Source organism: Mucilaginibacter sp. BGA-UO-ETr-C110 (genome assembly GCF_059567985.1).
Genome location: NZ_JCAQPB010000002.1, coordinates 3,206,676 through 3,228,328 on the forward strand (window position 1 = coordinate 3,206,676; position 21,653 = coordinate 3,228,328).

A 21,653-nucleotide genomic window follows, 5' to 3' on the forward strand; every position below is an offset into this window, starting at 1 on the left:
AATAAGGACTACTCCACACGTCATTGCGAGCGCAACGTGGCAATCCCCGATAAGCAGAGCCGCCCTGTATTTTAGGGATTGCCACGCTGCGCTCGCAATGACGCGTGAAGAGTAAACTTATAATTACCCCTCCGCCTTAGTACTAAACAAAAATACCGCCGATTCACCCAGGATCACCTGGTCTCCTTCGCTCATAGGGTGACCTATCTGCGTGGAGTTCAGCTTGATCATTTTGCCATCGGCAGCAATATGAATCTTGGTTTTGTTGCCCGGAGGCACGCCACCTTCATCGGCAAATATCATAAAACACTCCGAGTCCTTATTCCATTCAATATGGGCGTGCTGGCGACTGATGAATTTATTACTCTCATCCTTACTATCGGCCGGAAAAACCAATTTGTTCAGCCGGTATGACCCGTTATCGGTAACCGCTTTTTTATCGCGACCGATGTTTATTTTATCGTCGGTGGCTTTGATCACGTACTCTTCCTGTTCCGCCTCTCCGTTCAAGATCCTGATATAGGCCACAGCCGATGAAGCGTTATGCATTACCTGCCTGCGGGTGTGCATCAGGAAAGCGGCATCCAGATCAGGGATCGGGGCTGCTTCCTGGGGTAACTCATCAACAAATTCCACCTCAATTGTCCAGTCGGATGGTAAGTCAAGCGCATAATCGTCGGCTATTTTTTGTACCTCATTCCTGAATTTTTCTTTGTCGTGCACATAAACCGCTCCCTCATACAGATGTTTATCCTCGGGATTGGCAGCTATATAAAGCAGCAATTCTTTGATATGACCACCTTCACCGCCTTCTATTTTTTGTAATGCTTCTTTGATAAAACGCAAAAGGGCATCGCGCAGACTTTTTACATCCCATTCGCGTTTCTCGCCTTTATTTCCAAATAATTTAAATGCCATATTTCTGTTTTTTTGAGCAAGGATTGGGAGATCAAGGAACAAAGATTTTTGAACGATACAAAATACTTTTAAAGTTCTGTCCTTACTCCTTTATCTAAAAATCCTTGCTCTATAAATCCTTGTTCCAAAAATCCCTATTGCGTGGTATCCGTAGGAAAATTTATTTCCTCAGGTGCTTCCGCTTTTTCATGAACTATCACTTTTTCGGGATCGAAGCTTTTCATATAACCCTTTTTCAATAAAAGTGGGATTATATGATTCCCGGCCAGATGTACCGCATCCGACGAGCCCCGTGTTGATTCGATACGGATACACACCACCATATTGCCGGTGCCTTTAGCCTCTGGCGCAAAAAACACATACCAGCCGTCATTCACACTTTTATTTTTTACAATACGCTCGGGCGTACCGCTTTTACCGGCTACTGCTATATGCAATATAGGCACTTTCGGTGCACTTTGCGCTATCATGTATTGCTTCAGTAAGGCAGCGTACTCCGGTTTTTCGGCCAGTTTAAAGGCCGGTTTTACCGCTATTGCCGTATCGTTGATCTTGAGTACAAAGCGATTAGGGTGCAACATCCCATCATTAGCCACACCCGATATAAGCCTGGCTACAGACGCAGGGGTCGCGATCAGCTCACCTTGTCCCCAGGCCATGCCCGATATACCTTTGGCCCTTGTTTTATGGATATTGTTAGGGTCATAGCGCGGCTTGGTATTAAATTCGGTTTTACGCCACAGGGTACGCCATTTCTCTTCCTGCGCATCATTTTCTGGTGGTTTGTTATAATAGTAGCCGCCTACACCATGCAAAAACATCCCAGTTTTCAGGTACAGGTTACCCATATACTCTTCCAGGTGCTGCTGATTAGCCAGTTTGATAAAATATACGTTGTTTGATTTGGCAATGGCCCTTTCCATGGTGATCATCCCGGTTTCATCGGGCTCGATACCTTTTGTCCGGATGCGTTCTTCGGTACTTACATGATACACCACATCGGCAGCGCCCATGCCCAACTTATTAAATGCCGACATGGCTGTGAGCACCTTGGCCGTTGATCCCGGTTGCGAAGCATAGGTAAAACCCAGATCGGTAGTGGTCATCCAGGTAGCCAGTTTGTTCTGATCAGCCTGTGCCATGGTCAATTGATCCCAGTTATGCACGGGAGGTAAGGGGTACACCGCCGAAGCCAGTACATCCCCGGTATTCGCTTCCATCACTACTACCGAAACCCGGTTATCCTGCAGCGAGGTATCGGCAGCAATAGCCTGTTGTATACCGGTTTGCAGCTCGGCATCTACCGTAAGCTGTACATCGCGGTTCTTATTTTTAAAAGCGGCTATTTCAGGGCCATTAATGTCGGCTAATAACAACGGTGCCAATGCGCTGTAATCGCGCTTGCTCACCGTCATCTCTTTCATACCACGGGGTAAAAAGCGGTCTTCCTGGTAGCGGGAAGCTTTCACGTTGTAGCTGGTAATAGGCATTTTAAATCCACGCAGCTCGGCGGCATGTTCGTACTCGGCGAAGTAACCATTGGTGCTGCCATTAAATACGCCGGTATTTTCGTCGCCCGTCCAAAAGAACATATTTTCTTCAAAAGGGTAATATCTTTCAAGCCGTTTGTGCATAGCCGAATCCAGATCATAGTGCATGATACCGGTAGCGGCTAGTTTTTCTTTTTGTTTTTCTATCAGTTCTGGCTTGCTCGTAGCCAGGATCAATCCGTTACGATCCAACAATGAGCCCGCCTGCAATTTATTCATCAATATGGCGATACGTGGATTATAGCTAAACATGCGCAGACCGCTTTTATCAGCCACCAAAGCCGGTTTTACCACCCAATGCTTATTGTCGGCGCTATAACGCGAAACATTTACTGTAAGCAAAATCACCGCGGCCAAAGCAGCAGCGAGAGCGGGCACCAGGTTTTTATCCTGTTGCTTGGTGATAAAGCTCATTTGTACCTGCGTCCCTTTTACAGAAGACACAGATAGCAGAAAACCTGCCGCCACCATATTGATCACCAATGACGAACCGCCATAGCTTTCAAATGGCAAGGACACACCGGATAAGGGCAAAGCTCCTATTGACCCACCAGCTATCAGGATGAACTGCACAAAACTACAAACACCAATACCTGCGCTGAGATAAAACAACAGCGGCGTACCCGTTTGCCGACCTATGATGATGGAGCGATGTAAATAAAGTAAGAACAGTATAAATATAGCCGCCATGCCTGCCCAGCCAAACTCCTCGCCGATGGATGGCAATATCATATCGGTATGCGCCTCGGGAATAGTTTTGGCAAAACCCTGACCTACGCCCGTGCCACTTAAGCCTCCGCTAGCCATGGCCCAGAGTCCGTTAGCTACCTGATCGCCTCCATACACTTCATTGTTCCAGGGATCCTGCCAGATGGCTTTACGTTCTGTTAATCGTTCAACAGGGCCGGGAATGATCTTGTCCAGACCGGGTATTTTATCGATGGTTAAAAAGGCGGTGATCACGATTAAAGCCATAAACGACGATTCGCTCAGCAAGCGGGGTTTTAAGAAACCTACAATACCCCATACGCCAAAGGTGATGGCCGCGCTGATCCAGACATTCTCAAAAAACCAGGTGGCGAGTACAAACAGGATCACGTAAGCGGCCATATGCATAAAATCGCCGCGCGAAAAGGAGAACAGGATAATAAACGTAAAACAGATCACCATCGCGGGGCCCAGATCGCCCAGGACCAAAAACAGCAGCAAAGTGATAACCGTAGCAATAAGCGCAAAGGAGAAAAACGACCAGCGCTTACCCCAACTGGCATACTGACTGATAAATTTTTCGTTAGCGGCAAAAAAGCCGGCCAGGAATATCATGATCAGGTATTTCACGATCTCACTGGGCTGTACACCCAGCAGATTTACCTTTACCCCGCTGCCTTCGGGCCCGGTACCAAATAAAATAGTACCAAATAATAGAGCCATGGCCACCAAAGCCCAGGGCCAGCCATTGGCCGCGCTGCGAGCTCCTTTAAAAAACAGCAGGCGATATAAGGTAGAATCGGCGTTAAAGCGGCGCAGGTTAAAGAATTGCATGATACAGATTCCACCTACACCAATGCCTAAATATGTTAACGTATCCTTAGCTAAAAAACGGTCGCGCAAAGGATCTTGTAAACTCAGCAGGGTGAGTATAGAAATACCGGTGAGCAGCATGACCAGGGGTAATATCAACTGATCGGCCTGCGGGTAACGACTGCTGAGCAGCAGGTGTATGATCACAAATCCGGCAAAAAAGCTTCCTACAATGATCCAGTACCAATCATTAAACTCCTCGTGCGTACGTACAATGAAAGCTCCCTCCTTTTTCAGGATATTAAAATCGCGGGTGGATAATAGCTTTATAGTATGGGGCGACTGGATGAAATTGAGCGTTTTATCTTTATTCAGTTCCGTTACACCCTGCGAACGACCAAATTCAAAGCCGGGCTGTAGTGGCAGTACCTCAAAAGCTTTACCCGTAGGCAGGTTTTTAAATGCGTAATGGCCCTCAGCATCTGTACGGGTAAAGGCGGTTAATGATTGCAGCTGACGTTTTTTATCAGCATTAACCACATAAGTCTTTTTGTATGCGGCTGATGCTTGCGTGGTAGCTCCTCTTGATGTGGTTTCTTCATCGCTATAGATACTATCCTGCGGCAGTATCATGTTCAGTCGTACTAATACACCGCCAATAGCTTGCTCTTTATGATGAATGGTTCCCGATATGCTGTATTCACCCAGGCCCAGATCAGTTTGTGCAGGTAATTGCGGGGGATGAACACGTTCCTGTGTAAACCGGATAGAATCATCGCCGGTATAGCCCAATAGAGAACGGGAAACCAGCACCCTTTTTTTAAACGACTCCCCGCCATTGGCGAAAGCATCATCGGCATTTACATAGTAACGGCGTTTGTTCAACTCACCCGCGTTATCGATCTCTTCACCAATATTTACTTTTGAAGCTATAGTAGACTTGATATAGTCAACATCCTTAGGGTCATCAAAATAATAACCTTTTTGTAACAGGGAGGCCACATTACGAGCGGTATTAGGCGTATTGAGATTAACAATGGTACCGTCCTGAAGTCGCTTATCTACATCAACAAACTTCTGTTGCAGCACAAAATAAAGCTTGCCAAAAAGCATCAGCAGTATAATACCTGTCAGCAATAAAAATAGCCGCTCCATTCCCCTGCCCGGTGACTTCGGTGTACCCTTATCCATTTTGAGAATTAAAGAGAGAATCAAGAGTCAAGAACCAGGATTCAAGAGCTAATATTTTGGAATTAGGGAAATATCTCATCACATCATTATTTTTTCTTGATTCCTGATTCTTGCATCTTAGCTCCTGGTAAGGTATCAATTTTGAAGATGCCGCCAAATAACCTGCCCGACACTTGTTTGTTAGCCGGAAAGCTATACGATGTTTGCACCGGCACCAGGCAATCATTAAATACCACATGCTTTAATACCAGGGCATCATTATGCGTAGTAATAGCTACTTTAAAACCTTCAAAAGCTACGCTGTCCAGCACGATGAATTTGCAGGTAGCCGCTAATGTAAGTGCAGGTCCGTGGTATAATGAGTCGCGCTTAAACAGGATGTTTCCTTTTGCTTTGATATACAGGCTGTCACCATCAATATGCAGGCTATCGGTTAAAACAATAGGCTGCGGATAATCAGCAGCAGATAATATGAGCGTTTTTCCTTTTAGTTTGTTGATCGTATCCTGTAGTTTGATTTCCTGGGCATTTTTTACTTTAACTTTAGTAACCGGCACTTTTACCGCGGTTTGTTTAAGCTGATAATTGAGCCAGTACTGCCACAGGAAACCTGCCACTGCCAGGGCCAGCAATATAAAAAGCATGATCATACTGCCCCGATTGCTTTTTTTTCTGACTGGTATAGTTTCAGGCCCCTCTGGCAATTTAGGCTGTGCCAGCGGATCAACGATCTCATCCGTAACTTTGGCTGCTGGCGCTGCCGGACGGGTAGCGCTATGCTGCCGAGGGGCTTTATCATTGTGAACCAGCACTACGGTAACATTATCTTTTCCGCCTTTGCTATTGGCCGCGTCTATTAGTTTTTTGCCTTTCTCTTCTATCGGATTATTATCGGTCAGTATACCGGTAATGAGGTTTTTGTCGACCAGATCGGTCAAACCATCGCTGCAAACCAGCAGCGTATCGCCCGGAAGAAAAGGTGAATGCCCGGTCTCTACAAAATCAGGATCTTTTGATATTTCAGGGTTAAAACCAAGAGCCTTATTGATCTCGTTCCGTTTAGGGTGATCCATGGCAGCCTCTTCGGTTAACCGCCCGGAATCTTCCAGGAAGCCAACGAAAGAATGATCTTTGGAGATCTTGATGAGGGTGTAATCGCGCAGCAGGTACAAGCGGGTATCACCTACGTGGGCGTAATAAAACTGGTTATTTTGAATGTCGATCACGGCCAGGGTAAGCACACAGGCCATGTTTTCCAGTTGCTTGTCTGTCTTTTTTTTATCGTATATTTTTTGGTTGGCTATAATTATACTATTTACCAGCAGCGGCACCACATCACCGGCAATATAAGAGAGCTGCTCAAGGATACAGTCGCGCGCTATATCGGCAGCCACTTCACCACCTACATAACCACCTACGCCGTCAATTACGCAGGCAATAATAAAATTGCCGTCACCGGATTTTTGGGCAATAAAGGTATCCTCATTATTATCCCGCTGCCGGCCAATATCTGTTATTCCGAAAAAATTATTTGTCATGGTTTTTACTGGAATTTTTGATGTCGATAAAATGGGCCATTAATAATAAAACGCCTATTGCCAACAGCCCGAATGATAATATTTGTGACATTATGCTTCGGGTTTAAATATGTTGATGCCAATGATGCCGTTCAGTAATATTTTGGAGTTGAAGGGAAGGTCTACCCACTGCGGCGCGTTTACATCGCTGCGTACAACCTCCTGCTCGTTGATCAGTGTGCGTTCGCCAAAAGATGCCAGGTAAAATTTACCATCGGCCTTATTAAGGCGAATACGCAGGTGCGGGGTGTTCACCCAATCGCTGGGCACTTTGAATACGGCACGCTCTTCCCGGGTTTCCTCGTTGCCTGATACCACAATATCATCATCCATTACCAGGAACTCCACTTTACGGCCCACAAACTGCTTGTCTGGCATAATGGTATCCAGGCGGGCGAGTATCTTATCGCCTGGCCGGTCAATTTCTTTTTCTTTATGGTTCAGATCATAAGCATATGGCAGTTCATAATAACCTTCGCTGTAATAAGTAAAGCCCTTCAGGATATCGTTGCTGATATCGAGAGTCTGAGCTACACCTGTATGACGAGGGATAAAAGTTACCCGCAAATTTTCTTCTTTTTTATCACTACCCGGCAACAGCTTGCCGATGAAACCCTTATCACCTTTGGCATAATCGGGGTGTGAAACCAGCCGGAACACCCATTTGGAGCTGGAAGGTTCAACTTTTTTACCTACTTCCTGATACTCACGCAGCAGTTCGTAAAACTTCTTTACCGATTCATTAACGATGATACCAAAAAGCCCCGAACGGTTATTGATAAATTCCTGGTAGTCTTCCTCGTTAAAGCTGATGATGAACTCGTGGTAAAATACCACGCGATCAGCAAATGAAAGCTGACCGATAGATTCTTTAAATTTTTCGATGATGTATAAATAAACATCATCGGGGGTAAGCGCTTTTATACTTGCGGCCGCGGCATTGGCTGGTTTCCCGTTTGGCAAAAACCAATCCTGCAGCCCTATTTTTTGCCAGAATGTAGATTTTGGTTCCATTCTTTTTGTTTACGGTTAACTAATTAAAAATTCAAATTGGAAGTATCCTTTGTTTTGGCGCTATCGCGATAAAACTGAGGCTCCTGTGCTCCCGATTTTTTATATTTCATGCCTTTCAATATCGAATCGGCTTGCGAATCAACTTCTGGTGGTATACCCGATTCATCATTAGTCGGGGTAGTATCCTGCTGTTGTTTCTCGGGTTCTTTTTTTTGTTGCGGGAGTATAACGTTCTTTGTGGAATCAGCCGGCTTTTTCGACTTAAAAAGCCGATTATAAACACCATGATATATCCTGTCGCCATACTTGCTCAACACCACGGCCGAAAACACAGTAAATCCGCAAAGCATCAACATAAAAAATATAAAAATTGGCTTCGACATGCGTACCTGCTTTCCGTTATCTACAGCTATCTCAGCCCCTTCGGTAATTACCGGCTGAACCATTTTACTATTTTCGGCTTCCTGGTAATATAAAAGCAGGCCCTGCAAACGCTCGTTTTCTTTAAGTAATACCGATGAGTTCCAGGTATCATCTACCTGGTTATTGCTTACTGCCGATATGCTACTATGCATCAGGGTTTCCTGCAGCTCAATACCATCAGCAAAGCGATCGTCCGGATCTTTTTTAAGGCATTTGGCCACTATTTGCAGCAGCCAGGCTGGCACCAGCATTTCGTGCTCTTTTTTCTTATCGGCCCAGCTTTCTGGCAGGTTATTTTTACGCAGCTCCATCACATCGGGCACCGGGGCTTCCATGTGGGCCAACATCACCGCATTGCGCGCGGTTTCGCCGTTATCACGCAGCGGGAAGGGCACCTGCCCTGCTATCAGCTCATACAAAATAACACCATAGCTATACACATCGGTCTGAAAGTACATCAGTCCTTCGTTTTGCTCCGGCGCCATAAATTCTATAGCCCCGGCGTGACGGATACTGGTGCGGCGCTGATCATCAGACATAGCCGAAAGGCCAAAATCCAACAATACATAATTACCGGTATGGATATTGAATTTGACGTTATTGCTCTTGATATCGCCATGTTTTACGGAGACTTTGTGACAGTGCGACAGCGCATTGGCCAGCTGATCGGCCAGTTTTATGATCTCTTTAATCGTGAAGATGGGCTCGTGCGGTGGTTTCAATAGGTCCTCCAAGTCGGGGCCATCAATAAATTCCATTTCGATAAATGGGAACGAACCGCTTTCTGTAATGCCCGAATTTAATATCTTAACTACATTAGGATTAGGTTCTTCGTTTACCTTTTTTAACTTTTCAACCTCGTTTTGAAAATTACGAAAATTCTTATCGTCGGTGCTTTCGGTATGGATGGGGGTCGGTAATAATTTTACCGCGGTAATGATGGGGCCGTAACGTCTGCCTTTGTAAACTGAGCCCTGGCCGCCCGTTCGTAAAGCGCCCATATTCTCCAAACCCTCGGTTATTGTAAATACTTTGCTCATGGAGTAATTGTCCTCGCGGTGCTTTCTGTGTAAAATAACTTCATATTAAACATTATATTATTTCAACATAACGCACGCATTAGTGTTTGGTATAAAATTAGGAAAAAAAATATGGATGAGGTGTAGATGTGCAGATTGTCTGAATCAGAATTCTCAGAATTAATGAATTAACAAAATTTAATACATATTCTGAAAATTAAAATTCTGTACATTCTGATTCAGACATTAATTTACTAATATTTCGTCAACCATCAGCCATGCTTTAGCCCCAGCAATATATTCGCCGGGAGGAATGATGCCTTTGTTGGTTCCTTTTACCCTGATGTACCTGGCTTGCACAGGTTTTATACTCGCCCTTACCGCATTGATCCCATTATCGTTAAAAGTAGTCTGGCGATAAACCTCGGTATAGTTTTTACCATCAGCCGATGTTTCAAAGGTGAGCAACGTAGGTTCCCACATTTTTTGCCAGTGGTACTTTAATATATTGATACCCAGTTGCGATACAGCCTGAACCTTTCCAAGATCAACTACAGCCTCCAGGTCATCACCGTTGAAACCATACCATTGCCCGTCGTTATACAGTTTACTGCCAAAGATCCCGTTCACCAAGTCGAATGTATTGCCCGGATTATAACCACCTTGCGGTTGATTAGTAAGCGTTACCGTTTTACCAATGGCCTTATGGAGGTAAAAATCTTTTTCATAAATGTGCCCGTACCGCTTTACTCCGCTAAATACTGCTGCCTTTACTTTACCTGATGTGCTGATCAGAAAAGGCTTATAATACTTTTTACTTTTTAACCCGGGCTCAGTTCCATCGGTTGTATAATAGATATGACTGCCGGGTAGTGTACTGTTTAAAGCCAACTGTACCTGCTGATCTGCCGACTCGCTTACACTATCAGTGATTTCATCAAAAGTGTTAGCTGCGTTGATATTTAGTTGCTTAAGGAGTGGTTGTTCGTAGCGTAACCGTTTCAAAAAATTAGGATAATTTTTATTTTTCTTATCTGTCCATCCTATTTCGGCCAAAGCCAGTATCCGTGGGAATATCTGATGCTCTGCTTGCGCGGTGCTGGCCAGGTATTCGCTCCAGGCGTTGGCTTGCACACCTTTAATATATTTAGCCTCATCGCCACTCAATTCTTTGGTTATCGGCTCATAATTATAAACTTTACTTAATGGCGTATAACCTCCGCCTGCCAACGGTTCGCTGGGATACAGGGATTGGTAATAATCCAGGTAAACGTATTTTTCGGGTGTCATGATGGCGTTGTGGTGAAGTTTTGCCGCGGCAATGCCACCCTCCTCACCTGTCCAGCTCATTACGGTTGCACCAGGCGCCAATCCGCCTTCCAGTATCTCGTCCCAGCCAATAATCTGGCGGCCTTTGCTGTTCAGGTACTTTTCCATCCGGCCAATAAAATAACTCTGCAACTCGTGCTCGTCTTTCAAATGCTCTTCTTTAATGCGTTGCTGGCATTTAGGGCAGGTTTTCCATTTGGTTTTAGGGCATTCATCCCCGCCGATATGGATATATTTAGATGGGAAAAGCGGTAAAACTTCATCCAGTACATTTTGTAAAAAGGTAAAGGTTTGCTCGTTACCGGCACAATATACATCGTCAAAGATCCCCCAATAGGTGGCTGCTTTGTATGGCCCTCCGGTACATCCCAATTCGGGATAGGCTGCCAATGCGGCTAACGCATGACCCGGCATTTCTATTTCGGGAATGATGCTGATATGCCTTTCCATAGCATATTTCACAATAGCTTTAACTTCCTCCTGGGTATAATAGCCACCATAACGTTTGCCGTCAAACCTGTGCGGGCTATCCTTTTTATGACCAATAATGGTTTCATCACGATAAGCGGAAATACTTTGCAGCAGCGGATATTTTTTGATCTCGATACGCCAGCCCTGGTCGTCGGTGAGGTGCCAGTGAAAGGTATTGATCTTGTATAAGGCCAGCAGATCGATCCATTTTTTAATTGCATCCACTTTGAAAAAATGGCGACTCACATCCAAATGCATTCCCCGGTAGGTAAACCGCGGATGATCTTCGATAGTACAACCCTGCACAATTACTTTTCCATTTGATTTATGCAGTAATTGTATCAGTGATTGTAAACCATAAAATACGCCGGCCTCATCATGCCCAATAATGCTGATCTGTTTTGCAGTTACTGACAATCGATAACCCTCTGCCTGTGTAACTTTAGCAGAATCAATATTTAATAAAAAGGATTGATAAGTTAACTTTTTGCCTGGCGGTAAACTATACCCCGCGATAGAATCGAAATACTGCTCAAAGAAGTCCAGGTTATCAATACTGACACCTGCGCCAAGCCATATACTGGTCGATAGGTCAAAATTGAATACCTCTTTACTTTTTTGCACTTTAAATGGCTGCGGTATAATACCCTGCTCTCTGACCTGGGCATGTACCACATTCATCAATAAACAAAAGCATAAAGTATAACGGATATGTTTTAAAACGACGGTGCAGGTATTGATCATCGGCATGGAGTTGTTAAAGCCGAATATAGCTGTTTACCGTTAAAAAAAGCACTATACATTAGCTTATTCCTTAATAAGGGAATAAGAATAAATCATTATATTCAAAGATTAAATATTTTTCATGTCCTCATATTTTCCTTTTTTAGTATTAGTCACTCCATTCCTGCTAGTAGTCATTGTACTACTTATTCCTCGTGTTAAATCAAAAATTAGAAAGGAACAGTATTACCCAACATTAGGGCTGATGTGTTTACTCGTATTGGTTTCCACTACCCTTTCTATATGGGCAATGCACGGATTAAATGAAGCGAAAGATTATAATTTTAACGGCGTAATAGAGCAAGCGTACTATGAAAAGCCTAAACAAATACCACACATAACAATTAAAGGAGTAGAGTATGACCTCGGCAGTTTAAATTATCCCGATTATGATACCATCTTAGCCGGAGACAGTGCAATAAAACAAAAGGGAACACTTACCTTCAGGTTAATAAAAAAACAATAGACATTGTTTTTCATTCTACTTTAGCACCCTGACCCTCTTTACAGCGCTCCGATCGCTTTTCGATAGTTATTAATAGCCCTGATGATAGACTGAACGATCTCATTTTGTCCTTCGGGTGAGTTCAGGTAATCTTCCTCCTCCGGGTTATTGATAAAACCAGTTTCGATGAGTACGGCCGGCATAGCGCTGTGGGCCAGCACCAATACGCCTTGCTCCTTTACGCCATTGCTTTCGCGGCCATTGGTATCTACAAATTCGGTGTTCAGTAAATCGCCAAAAAGAATGCTTTGTTTACGATATTTTTGGATATAAGCATTGAGTATGATGAGGTTGGAAGGATCGCTTTCATCGTAACTCTCATAATTTTGCTTGTAATCTTTTTCAATAAATATGGAGGAGTTTTCGCGCACGGCTTCTTCCTGCTCTTTTAACCTGTGGAAACCATAAACCAGCAACAACACACCTTTACGTTTATGCGCGACAGCCGCGTTACCCTCGGGTGATGAATTACAGTGGATAGAAATAAACAGGTTACCATGATTTTGATTAGCAATAGACGACCGTTGATTGAGCGGAATAAAGGTATCATCGGTACGCGTCATGATGGTTTTAACGCTGGTGATCTGCGAATCAATAGCGGCCTTTAGCCGTTGGGCTATGGCCAACGTTACCGTTTTTTCGTTAGAATATGATCCACGGGCACCGGGGTCTTTCCCGCCGTGACCGGCATCAATAATAATGGTCTTGAACTTAAAAGTAGAAGTAGCCGGAATGGTATCCCTGCCAGGGGTAAACGAACAAAGACCAAGAAATAAAAATACCAGTCCGCAGTTTACGATAATGTAGAAAAGCTTTTTATCTAAGATCATTTTTTAGCCGCTTTTTTACTGCATTTTGGGCATAAGCCGGTAGCATACAAGGTAAAACCAGTGGGTTCAAATCCGGGGGGAAGGGTTATTGTCGGCAGATGCAGGTCGTCAAGACAATAAACGTTTTTACAGTTGGTACAATTAAAATGTAAATGTTCATCGTGATGATGGCCCTCATCGCAATTGGAGGTACACAGGGCATAATTAGCCGTACCATTTAAATCAAATACCTTATGGATAATACCCTTTTCTTCAAAGGCGTTCAGGATGCGATAGAGCGTAACACGATCAATGTCGCTCATCACACTTTCCAGATCTGGCTGGGAAGTGGCTGCACTCCTTGATGACATCATAGATAAAACCCTGAGCCTTGGCGCAGTTTTTTTTAAATGATGCTTGTTCAGCAAATCTTCAAAATGAAAATTATTGCGGGTTTGTGCCATTTAATTAGGGTATAATATAAGCCTACAAATTTAGCAAGAATAACTAATGGTTTAAAATAAGGTTTGGCTAATTGGTAAAAGTTTAAGATTGTTGCCTATCATTCAGTATACCGGCATTTGATCATTCTCTTTTATTAAATATTTGCAAGTGCCTGTATATTTATAGTTTACAAAATGCGCTGCCGCGATGAGCAAGCCGCCGGTTGGTACTATAATTACTTCGGGCCAGCCACTTACAAACACATGTCCCAGCAAAATAATTGCAAAGCCCAATATCAGTAAGCATAAAGGCAGCAACCGTTTGTGTATGCGCAGATAAGACAAGCCTATAGAATACGTTCCGATGGCTAATGCCAGCAGGATCATCCCCCATTCTATCCAAACATTGGCCAAAAAACCCAAACCTAATAATGGTAAACTGGTAAACAACACCGGCACTATGGCACAATGTATGGCACACAAAGTTGATGCTGTTATTCCGATATGATCAAGCCGGGATGCGTTTTTTGGAATACTCATGTGCAAATATAAAACAAAACGCAACATCATTGCATCAGTTTAATTTCATATTTTTACAAGATTTATTTTAACTATTTAGTAACAACTGCTTAATATTAACGTCAATCATTTATTTTTGAACATATTATCTGTATATAAACCGTGCCCAATACCGCTCTATATAAATTAAAACAAAACTGGTCAACCGCTTATGATACCAGTTTAAAACGTGTAAAATTACTCATTGGCAGTATCCTCATAACAGCCATTATCAATATTATGCCTGGCTTTTTCAGGGGAATTGAAAGCCGGAATGGTGCAGTACTTAATGATTGGGTGCTTACCCATTTACCTGCTTATGATGTTTCCATACCTATTTTTGCCTTGATATGGGGCATGGGGATCCTGATGGCCGTAAGGGCTTTTTATAAACCGGCCGTTTGCACTACCTACATCTGGACGATGATATTTGTTTGTATTGCCCGTTTCCTATCGCTCACTTTGGTAAAGCTCGATCCTCCGCCGGGCCTGGTTCCCCTGGTTGATCCGCTCACGAGTTATTTTTATGGACATGCTGCCATCACTAAAGATCTCTTCTTTTCCGGGCACACTTCAACGATGGTGCTTATCTATCTTCATCTTGATAAAAAACGGGATAAGATTATCGCCTTTATTGCTGCCTTAATAGTAATGTCTTTACTCCTTGTACAACACATTCATTACACACTGGATGTATTGGCCGCTCCGGTAATAGTTTATTGTTGCTACCGTTTTGCCCGGGCTTTTGACCTGTAATCATTAGAAGTTAACATTCTTCATAGAAATTTTATGTTTCATTTTTTAAATGCAACACAATTGCATTTAAAAAGAAATCGGTTATATTTGCCTTAAATAATAAGCGATGGAAAAGAAATTACCGGTAACCGTGCTCAGCGGTTTTTTAGGCAGCGGCAAAACAACCCTACTCAACCATATACTACATAACAAGCAGAACTTAAAGGTAGCCGTTATAGTTAATGACATGAGCGAGGTAAACATTGATGCCCAACTGGTGGCGAATCAAAAAACGTTATCCCGTACCGAAGAAAAGTTGGTAGAAATGAGCAATGGATGTATCTGTTGTACCTTGCGTGAGGATCTGATGATCGAAGTAGAAAAACTGGCCAAAGAAGGTCGTTTTGATTATTTGCTGATTGAAAGTACAGGTATATCCGAACCTATTCCCATTGCCCAAACGTTTAATTTCGCGGATGAAGAAGCAGGTATCGACCTGAGTCGGTTTTCGGTACTGGACACCATGGTTACCGTGGTGGATTGCTTTAACTTTTATAAGGATTTTGGCAGCTCTGAATTATTATTGAACCGCGACCTTGTGGATGATCCAAACGATCGCCGTACCATCGTTAACCTGCTTACCGATCAAATTGAATTTGCCGATGTGATCCTACTCAACAAAACCGATTTGGTTTTATCCAAAGAGGTAAAGGTATTAGAGGCAGTGATCACCAAACTTAACCCTGGCGCTAAAATATTGCATACCCAATTTGGACGGATAGATCCAGCCGAGATCCTGAACACCGGGTTATTTGACTTTGATAAAGCGTCACAATCTGCCGGATGGATCAAAGAATTGAACGGAGAGCATACACCCGAAACCGAAGAATATGGTATCAGTTCCACCGTGTTCCGGTCAAAGAAACCATTTCATCCCGAAAGATTTTATCATTACCTGCATCATGATTTCCCGCAAAACATTATCCGCTCCAAAGGTTTGTTCTGGATAGCTTCTGCTCCGGATGATGCCTTAAATTTTTCGCAGGCCGGTGGTTCATCGCGCCTGGAGAACGCCGGCGTTTGGTGGGCCAGCATGCCCTATCAGAAACGCATCAAATTTCACGACTTTGTAGAGAACCAGGAAATGATCGAAAAAAACTGGTCGAAAGAATTTGGCGATCGTCATAACGAACTGGTTTTTATTGGCGAACATTTAAATAAGGAAAAATTAATACAAGAGCTAAACAGTTGCCTGATCACCGATGCCGAATTTCTGGATCTTTTAGCCGGAAAAACCTTCGCCGATCCCTTTAACCATTAAATACCCCTATCTAAATATCCAAATCATGCAGTCGGTGCATTGATTCCATGAGATCACGGTACAGCTTTTTAAATGTTGGAAATAATTTGCTGTACCGCTCATGGTTTTGAGCATTGGGTTCAATAATTGTCTGATTATCTATATGTGTAAGTTGATCATAGCTTTCCGGGTGCAGCACCTGCATAGCCAGATAAATAGCCCCCACTGCCGATGCATCTTCGGGTTGCAATACGACCAACTTTTTGCCAGTAATATCGGCCAGGATCTGTGTCCAGGTAGCCGAGCTTACAAAGCCTCCGCTAATGTTTACCTGGGTAATATTTACCGAGGCATCTTCCACCGTTTTCAAGACATCATACAAGGCAAAACAAACGCCTTCCAAGGCGGCCCTTAAAAAATGAGCTCGGGTGTGGGCAGGCTTTATATTTAAAAACGCGCCACTGGTTTTAGTATCCCAAAGCGGTGCACGTTCACCATATAAATAAGGCAAAAAGATCAATCCATCGCTTGCAGCTGGTACGGTATTAATCGTGGTAAACAATTCGTCGTAGTCTGTGGGTATTAGTTTTTCTTTTTGCAGAAAGTTTTGCAGCAGCCAGTTAATGGCTATACCTCCATTATTTACCGCGCCGCCGCATACAAAAGTATCCTGGTTAAGCAAATAGTTGAAGGTCATCCCCTCGAAATTGTATACGGGTTTGGGGCTAGTGATACGTACTGCCCCGCTGGTACCAATAGTAAGCGCCGCTATGCCCGGTCCGGTGGTATGACTACCTAAGTTAGCACAACAGCCATCACTCGCGCCAATAACAAAACTGGTTTGTGGCGAGATATTCAGCAAAGCAGCTGTATCCGGGTTCAGGTTATTGCGATAATAGGTGGTGTTCCTGGGAGTTGACAATTTATCAGCCCGGATACCCGCCAGCGCACAGGCTTCTGTGCTCCAATCCAGTTTTAATATATCAAACAAACCCGTAGCCGAGGCAATGGAATAATCGATCTCGAAACTACCAAACAGCTTGAACCAGATAAACTCCTTGATCGATATAAATTGAGCCGCTTGTATAAATAACTCCGGTTTGTTGGTACGCAGCCATATCAGTTTACATAATGGCGACATGGCATGTATCGGTGTACCGGTAATACGATATATCTCCCGGCCTTGCGCAGAACCTCTCAGTTCCTGTGCAATATCTTCACTCCGTGAGTCGGCCCAGGTAATCATGGGTGATAGAGGTGTTCCCATTTCATCAACCGGGATAATACTATGCATGGCACTGCTAAAACTTACCGCAGCAGGTGCATAACCTATTTTTACGGTAATATCCCGCACACATTTTACAAAAGCATCCCAGATCAATAATGGATCCTGCTCACTGTAGCCCGGCTCCGGACTGTTAATCGGATAATGGTTTTGTACCACCCCCAAAGCCTTCCCGGTTAAAGCAACAGCCACCGCTTTAGTGCTGCCTGTACCTATATCTATACCTAAAATGTATGATTGCATATCAAGCCCTAAATTAGGATAAAAAGATAAAGCACGAAAAGATAAAAGACAAACACATTCCTATTTGAGCTGATTTGTAATCAACAAATATTGGGAAGCTAATAATGTTATAATGTAGGTTTACATGGTTTACACTTTTTATGGTTTACACTTATCTAATTAATTGATAATCAATGAATTAATTTTATTTTTCTATAAAAAAACGGTTTACAGTGTAAACCATAATTTATCACTTCCCAAAGGAGAGTGATGGTTCACGAAAAGGCAAGTGGTATGTATAGTAGGGGTTTCGACTCAGATCTACGCTTCCGTACTTGCGCTCGTTTGTAACGAGTGCTTATTGTGGAGCGGCGATTGCATCGCCCTTGCGTTTTAAACGCAAACCCATTTTAAGCACTCGTTACAAACGAGCGCAAGTAAATCAATATTTGCCAGAGCACACTTCATGCTACCACTCCTGTTATCCATGACAGTCCATGACAGTTCCAACCCAATTATTCCCTAAATTAGCTGTACCAATATAAACCTGTTAGTATATGCAAATAATCTTTGGAGTCTTTTTCCATTTTATCGGCGGCTTTGCCTCGGGGAGCTTTTACATCCCTTATAAAAAAATTAAGGGCTGGGCCTGGGAAAGCTACTGGATAGTGGGCGGCATCTTTTCCTGGTTCATCGTGCCGCCGCTGGCTGCATGGTTAACTATTCCGGGTTTTGCAGATATTATTGGTCATACCGAAGGTTCAGTTATCGGTTGGACATACCTCATGGGTTTGCTCTGGGGCATCGGGGGCCTCACTTATGGTTTAGGGGTACGATATCTCGGCGTATCATTAGGCAGCACTATTATACTGGGCCTTTGCTCTGTTTTTGGGTCGTTGATACCATCAATTTATTACGATATTTTCCCAAAAGCCGGCAAGGACACTTTTAGCATGATGCTGCACTCTTCCTGGGGGCAAATGGTACTGCTGGGCGTTTTGCTATGTGTAGCGGGCATTGTGATATGTGGTAAAGCGGGTATGATCAAAGAAAAAGAGCTATCAGCCAATAAGGATATAGCACAGGAAAATAAAGATTATCGCTTTGGCCTGGGTATACTGGTAGCTATTGTATCCGGCGTACTGAGTGCCTGCTTTAATTTTGGTATAGAGGCAGGTAAAAGCATGGCCGATACCGCCAATCAACTCTGGCAGGCTGCTCATCCGGCCCAGGGTAATTTTCTGTTCCAGAACAACGTTACCTATATTATTATACTTTGGGGCGGTTTAACTACCAACTTTATATGGTGTATGGTATTAAACGCCCGCAACAAAACTTTTGGCAATTATACCGATCAAAAAACGCCGCTGCTTAAAAACTATCTGTTCGCGGCGCTGGCAGGGACTACCTGGTTTTTGCAGTTCTTTTTTTACGGCATGGGCGAAAGCAAAATGGGCAATGGCGCCAGCTCATGGATACTGCACATGGCTTTCATTATCCTGATAGCCAACATGTGGGGCCTGATATTAAAAGAATGGAAAGGTGTAAGTAAAAAAGCCTTAGCCACTGTAATAACCGGTATAGCGGTCATTATTTTATCGGTACTGGTAGTTGGCTATGGTAATTCAATCAAGTAAACAGATAACCCAAACAATCGTTAAGCTAATAATTCAAATCACTAATTCACCAACTCAATAATTCAATAATTAAAAATATATGTCTGTCAGAACAACACCATTCAAACACGTAAGCTATCTGTGGGATGATGCCGAAGCCGCCAGGTTAGAGGGGGATGAAGTTGCCCTGTTAATATACCGATCGAACCTGTTAGGGGCCGATCTGCGGCTCACCAATTACGGGGGCGGCAATACTTCATGTAAGGTCATATCAAAAGACCCGCTTACCGGTAGCGAGGTAGAGGTGATGTGGATCAAAGGCTCTGGTGGCGATATCGGCACACTCAAAAAAAGCGGACTGGCAGCATTGTACGTCGACCGTCTGCGTAGCCTCAAAAACGTTTATCGTGGTGTAGCCTATGAGGATGAAATGGTAGAGCTTTTTAACCATTGCATATACGATCTGGCCTCCAAAGCGCCCTCTATTGATACCCCCCTGCATGGCTTTTTACCATTTAAACATATCGATCACCTGCACCCGGACGCCGCCATTGCCATTGCCGCGGCCAAGGATGGTAAAAAAATAACCCAGGAACTTTTCAACGGCACCATTGGCTGGGTGGAATGGAAAAAACCGGGTTTTGAATTGGGTCTTCAACTCAAACAATGCCTGGATGAAAATCCCGGTATCCGTGGTATTATGTTAGGCTCACACGGCTTGTTTACCTGGGGCGATACCGCTTATGAAAGCTATATCAACACGCTGGAAGTTATAGAGCGCTGTGCCGAATACCTGGAAGAAAACTATGGCAAAAAAGCCCCGGTATTTGGTGGGCAAAAAATTCAAAGCCTCGATGAAGCTGATCGCAAAAAGCAGGCTGCGGCTGTTGCACCTATCCTACGCGGCTTTTGCTCCAGCGAAAAGCACATGATCGGTCATTTTACGGATGATGCCCGTGTATTGGAATTTATCAACTCCAATGATCTTGACCGTTTGGCTCCTTTGGGAACCAGCTGCCCTGATCATTTTTTGCGCACCAAGATTAGTCCGCTGGTGTTGGACCTCCAGCCTAACGAGGATCTGAGTGATGTAAAAGCATTACAGGAACGCCTTGCGCCTGCATTTGCTGCTTATCGCCAGATGTATACCGACTATTACAATACCTGTAAGCATGATAACAGTCCGGCCATCAGGGACACCAATCCGGTGATCATCTTGTACCCCGGTGTGGGTTTATTTTCGTTCTCTAAAGACAAGCAGACCGCACGTGTAGCCGCCGAGTTTTATACCAACGCCATCAACGTAATGAAAGGCGCTGAGGCCATATCTGAATATACTTCATTGCCACGACAGGAAGCTTTTGATATCGAGTACTGGTTACTGGAAGAAGCCAAATTACAGCGGATGCCAAAACCCAAAGCCTTGTCGGGCAAAATAGCCCTGATCACAGGCAGCGCGGGCGGCATCGGCAAAGCCATCGCCAAAAAATTTGTGGACGAAGGCGCTGTGGTGATCTTGAATGATATGAACACTGAACGACTGGAAAATGCCGGTGAAGAATTTAAAAAACAATACGGTAAAGACTCCTACACTACAGCTGTTCTGGATGTTACCAATGCCGGGCAGATAGATACTGCATTGAAAACCGCAGCCTTAGCTTTTGGCGGAGTTGATATTGTGGTCAACAACGCGGGCCTGTCCATATCCAAATCCATTGCCGACCATACCGAAAAGGATTGGGACTTGTTGTATGACGTACTGGTAAAGGGGCAGTTTTTTATTACCCAGGCTGCCGTAGCCGTAATGAAAAAACAAGATATTGGCGGTGATGTTATCAATATAGTAAGCAAGAACGCCCTGGTAAGCGGGCCCAACAATGCGGGTTATGGTTCTGCCAAAGCAGCACAGTTACACCTGAGCAGGCTGAACGCTGCCGAACTGGGTGCCGATGGCATCCGGGTAAACGTGGTAAATCCTGATGCGGTGATCAGCGACAGCAACATATGGGCCGGCGGATGGGCCGAAGGTCGCGCCAAAGCTTATGGTATTACGGTTGAAGAGTTACCGGCCTACTATGCCAAACGTACCCTGCTCAACCAGATCATTCTCCCTGCCGATATTGCCGATGCCTGCTTCGCCTTTACCGGCGGCCTGCTCAGCAAATCAACAGGTAACGTATTGAATGTTGATGGCGGTGTGGCGATGGCTTTTGTGAGGTAATTTTTGGAGCAAGGATTTGGAGATAAAAGACAAAAGATAAAACCAACCATGTCATTGCGGGCGAAGCGCGGACAACCGACCGGAGGGAGCTCATTAATGCCTTAAAAAAACAATTAATAGCATTAATAATCTCCTCATTTGTTTGTAAGCGAGCGAGGAGATT

Annotated in this window: 15 protein-coding genes; 5 read left to right on the plus strand and 10 right to left on the minus strand. The window is 44.0% G+C overall.

Annotation, left to right across the window (positions count from 1 at the left end; all coding sequences use genetic code 11):
- Positions 1-123: 123 nt before the first annotated feature.
- From AC57BQ_RS14040 to AC57BQ_RS14065, 6 genes are all read right to left on the minus strand, one after another.
- A complete protein-coding gene (locus tag AC57BQ_RS14040; RefSeq protein WP_496406878.1) occupies positions 124-918 on the minus strand; it encodes an FHA domain-containing protein in 795 nt (264 codons plus the stop codon).
- A gap of 134 nt (positions 919-1,052) precedes the next feature.
- Positions 1,053-5,180: an FtsW/RodA/SpoVE family cell cycle protein gene (locus tag AC57BQ_RS14045; RefSeq protein WP_496406879.1), complete on the minus strand. Its 4,128-nt coding sequence runs from the start codon at positions 5,178-5,180 to the stop codon at positions 1,053-1,055.
- 86 nt (positions 5,181-5,266) lie between these two features.
- Positions 5,267-6,718, minus strand: coding sequence for a PP2C family protein-serine/threonine phosphatase (locus AC57BQ_RS14050; RefSeq protein ID WP_496406880.1), 1,452 nt, complete (start codon positions 6,716-6,718; stop codon positions 5,267-5,269).
- Between the two features lie 90 nt (positions 6,719-6,808).
- Positions 6,809-7,771 carry a hypothetical protein gene (locus tag AC57BQ_RS14055; RefSeq protein ID WP_090466570.1) on the minus strand — a complete coding sequence of 321 codons (963 nt, stop codon included), beginning with the start codon at positions 7,769-7,771 and terminating at the stop codon, positions 6,809-6,811.
- 23 nt (positions 7,772-7,794) lie between these two features.
- Positions 7,795-9,234 (minus strand): serine/threonine protein kinase, encoded by a 1,440-nt coding sequence (locus tag AC57BQ_RS14060; protein WP_496406881.1) that lies wholly within the window; start codon positions 9,232-9,234, stop codon positions 7,795-7,797.
- Between the two features lie 225 nt (positions 9,235-9,459).
- On the minus strand, positions 9,460-11,757 hold the full coding sequence (locus tag AC57BQ_RS14065) for a glycoside hydrolase family 20 protein (RefSeq protein WP_496406882.1): 2,298 nt from the start codon (positions 11,755-11,757) through the stop codon (positions 9,460-9,462).
- A gap of 121 nt (positions 11,758-11,878) precedes the next feature.
- Here AC57BQ_RS14065 and AC57BQ_RS14070 point away from each other — a divergent pair, with 121 nt between their 5' ends.
- Complete coding sequence (locus AC57BQ_RS14070) at positions 11,879-12,262, plus strand: hypothetical protein (RefSeq protein WP_496406883.1); 384 nt, start codon at positions 11,879-11,881, stop codon at positions 12,260-12,262.
- 38 nt (positions 12,263-12,300) lie between these two features.
- On the opposite strand, the gene AC57BQ_RS14075 is transcribed toward AC57BQ_RS14070, so the two are convergent.
- The 3 genes from AC57BQ_RS14075 to AC57BQ_RS14085 all read right to left on the minus strand — a co-directional run bounded on the left by AC57BQ_RS14075 (position 12,301) and on the right by AC57BQ_RS14085 (position 14,093).
- Positions 12,301-13,131 (minus strand): N-acetylmuramoyl-L-alanine amidase family protein, encoded by an 831-nt coding sequence (locus AC57BQ_RS14075; RefSeq protein ID WP_496406884.1) that lies wholly within the window; start codon positions 13,129-13,131, stop codon positions 12,301-12,303.
- Complete coding sequence (locus AC57BQ_RS14080) at positions 13,128-13,574, minus strand: Fur family transcriptional regulator (RefSeq protein ID WP_496406885.1); 447 nt, start codon at positions 13,572-13,574, stop codon at positions 13,128-13,130. Before AC57BQ_RS14080 ends, AC57BQ_RS14075 begins: the two co-directional genes overlap by 4 nt.
- 102 nt (positions 13,575-13,676) lie before the next feature.
- Positions 13,677-14,093 carry a MerC domain-containing protein gene (locus AC57BQ_RS14085; protein WP_496406886.1) on the minus strand — a complete coding sequence of 139 codons (417 nt, stop codon included), beginning with the start codon at positions 14,091-14,093 and terminating at the stop codon, positions 13,677-13,679.
- 141 nt (positions 14,094-14,234) lie between these two features.
- On the opposite strand from AC57BQ_RS14085, the gene AC57BQ_RS14090 reads away from it, so the two are divergent.
- A complete protein-coding gene (locus AC57BQ_RS14090) occupies positions 14,235-14,867 on the plus strand; it encodes a phosphatase PAP2-related protein (RefSeq protein WP_090466580.1) in 633 nt (210 codons plus the stop codon).
- Between the two features lie 106 nt (positions 14,868-14,973).
- Positions 14,974-16,167, plus strand: coding sequence for a GTP-binding protein (locus AC57BQ_RS14095; protein WP_496406887.1), 1,194 nt, complete (start codon positions 14,974-14,976; stop codon positions 16,165-16,167).
- A gap of 10 nt (positions 16,168-16,177) precedes the next feature.
- Here the strand turns inward: AC57BQ_RS14095 and AC57BQ_RS14100 are convergent, their stop codons facing one another.
- Positions 16,178-17,674 carry a gluconokinase gene (locus AC57BQ_RS14100; protein ID WP_496406888.1) on the minus strand — a complete coding sequence of 499 codons (1,497 nt, stop codon included), beginning with the start codon at positions 17,672-17,674 and terminating at the stop codon, positions 16,178-16,180.
- 536 nt (positions 17,675-18,210) lie between these two features.
- On the opposite strand from AC57BQ_RS14100, the gene rhaT reads away from it, so the two are divergent.
- Positions 18,211-19,290, plus strand: coding sequence for an L-rhamnose/proton symporter RhaT (gene rhaT, locus AC57BQ_RS14105; RefSeq protein WP_496406889.1), 1,080 nt, complete (start codon positions 18,211-18,213; stop codon positions 19,288-19,290).
- A gap of 79 nt (positions 19,291-19,369) precedes the next feature.
- Positions 19,370-21,490, plus strand: coding sequence for a bifunctional aldolase/short-chain dehydrogenase (locus tag AC57BQ_RS14110; RefSeq protein WP_496406890.1), 2,121 nt, complete (start codon positions 19,370-19,372; stop codon positions 21,488-21,490).
- Positions 21,491-21,653 lie beyond the last annotated feature (163 nt).

What these genes read in the sequence shown, in the direction of transcription:
- AC57BQ_RS14040 (WP_496406878.1), bottom strand. Translation starts at nt 918, where the DNA reads ATGGCATTTAAATTATTTGGAAATAAAGGCGAGAAACGCGAATGGGAT.
- AC57BQ_RS14045 (WP_496406879.1), bottom strand. Translation starts at nt 5,180, where the DNA reads ATGGATAAGGGTACACCGAAGTCACCGGGCAGGGGAATGGAGCGGCTA.
- AC57BQ_RS14050 (WP_496406880.1), bottom strand. Translation starts at nt 6,718, where the DNA reads ATGACAAATAATTTTTTCGGAATAACAGATATTGGCCGGCAGCGGGAT.
- AC57BQ_RS14055 (WP_090466570.1), bottom strand. Translation starts at nt 7,771, where the DNA reads ATGGAACCAAAATCTACATTCTGGCAAAAAATAGGGCTGCAGGATTGG.
- AC57BQ_RS14060 (WP_496406881.1), bottom strand. Translation starts at nt 9,234, where the DNA reads ATGAGCAAAGTATTTACAATAACCGAGGGTTTGGAGAATATGGGCGCT.
- AC57BQ_RS14065 (WP_496406882.1), bottom strand. Translation starts at nt 11,757, where the DNA reads ATGATCAATACCTGCACCGTCGTTTTAAAACATATCCGTTATACTTTA.
- AC57BQ_RS14070 (WP_496406883.1), top strand. Translation starts at nt 11,879, where the DNA reads ATGTCCTCATATTTTCCTTTTTTAGTATTAGTCACTCCATTCCTGCTA.
- AC57BQ_RS14075 (WP_496406884.1), bottom strand. Translation starts at nt 13,131, where the DNA reads ATGATCTTAGATAAAAAGCTTTTCTACATTATCGTAAACTGCGGACTG.
- AC57BQ_RS14080 (WP_496406885.1), bottom strand. Translation starts at nt 13,574, where the DNA reads ATGGCACAAACCCGCAATAATTTTCATTTTGAAGATTTGCTGAACAAG.
- AC57BQ_RS14085 (WP_496406886.1), bottom strand. Translation starts at nt 14,093, where the DNA reads ATGAGTATTCCAAAAAACGCATCCCGGCTTGATCATATCGGAATAACA.
- AC57BQ_RS14095 (WP_496406887.1), top strand. Translation starts at nt 14,974, where the DNA reads ATGGAAAAGAAATTACCGGTAACCGTGCTCAGCGGTTTTTTAGGCAGC.
- AC57BQ_RS14100 (WP_496406888.1), bottom strand. Translation starts at nt 17,674, where the DNA reads ATGCAATCATACATTTTAGGTATAGATATAGGTACAGGCAGCACTAAA.
- rhaT (WP_496406889.1), top strand. Translation starts at nt 18,211, where the DNA reads ATGCAAATAATCTTTGGAGTCTTTTTCCATTTTATCGGCGGCTTTGCC.
- AC57BQ_RS14110 (WP_496406890.1), top strand. Translation starts at nt 19,370, where the DNA reads ATGTCTGTCAGAACAACACCATTCAAACACGTAAGCTATCTGTGGGAT.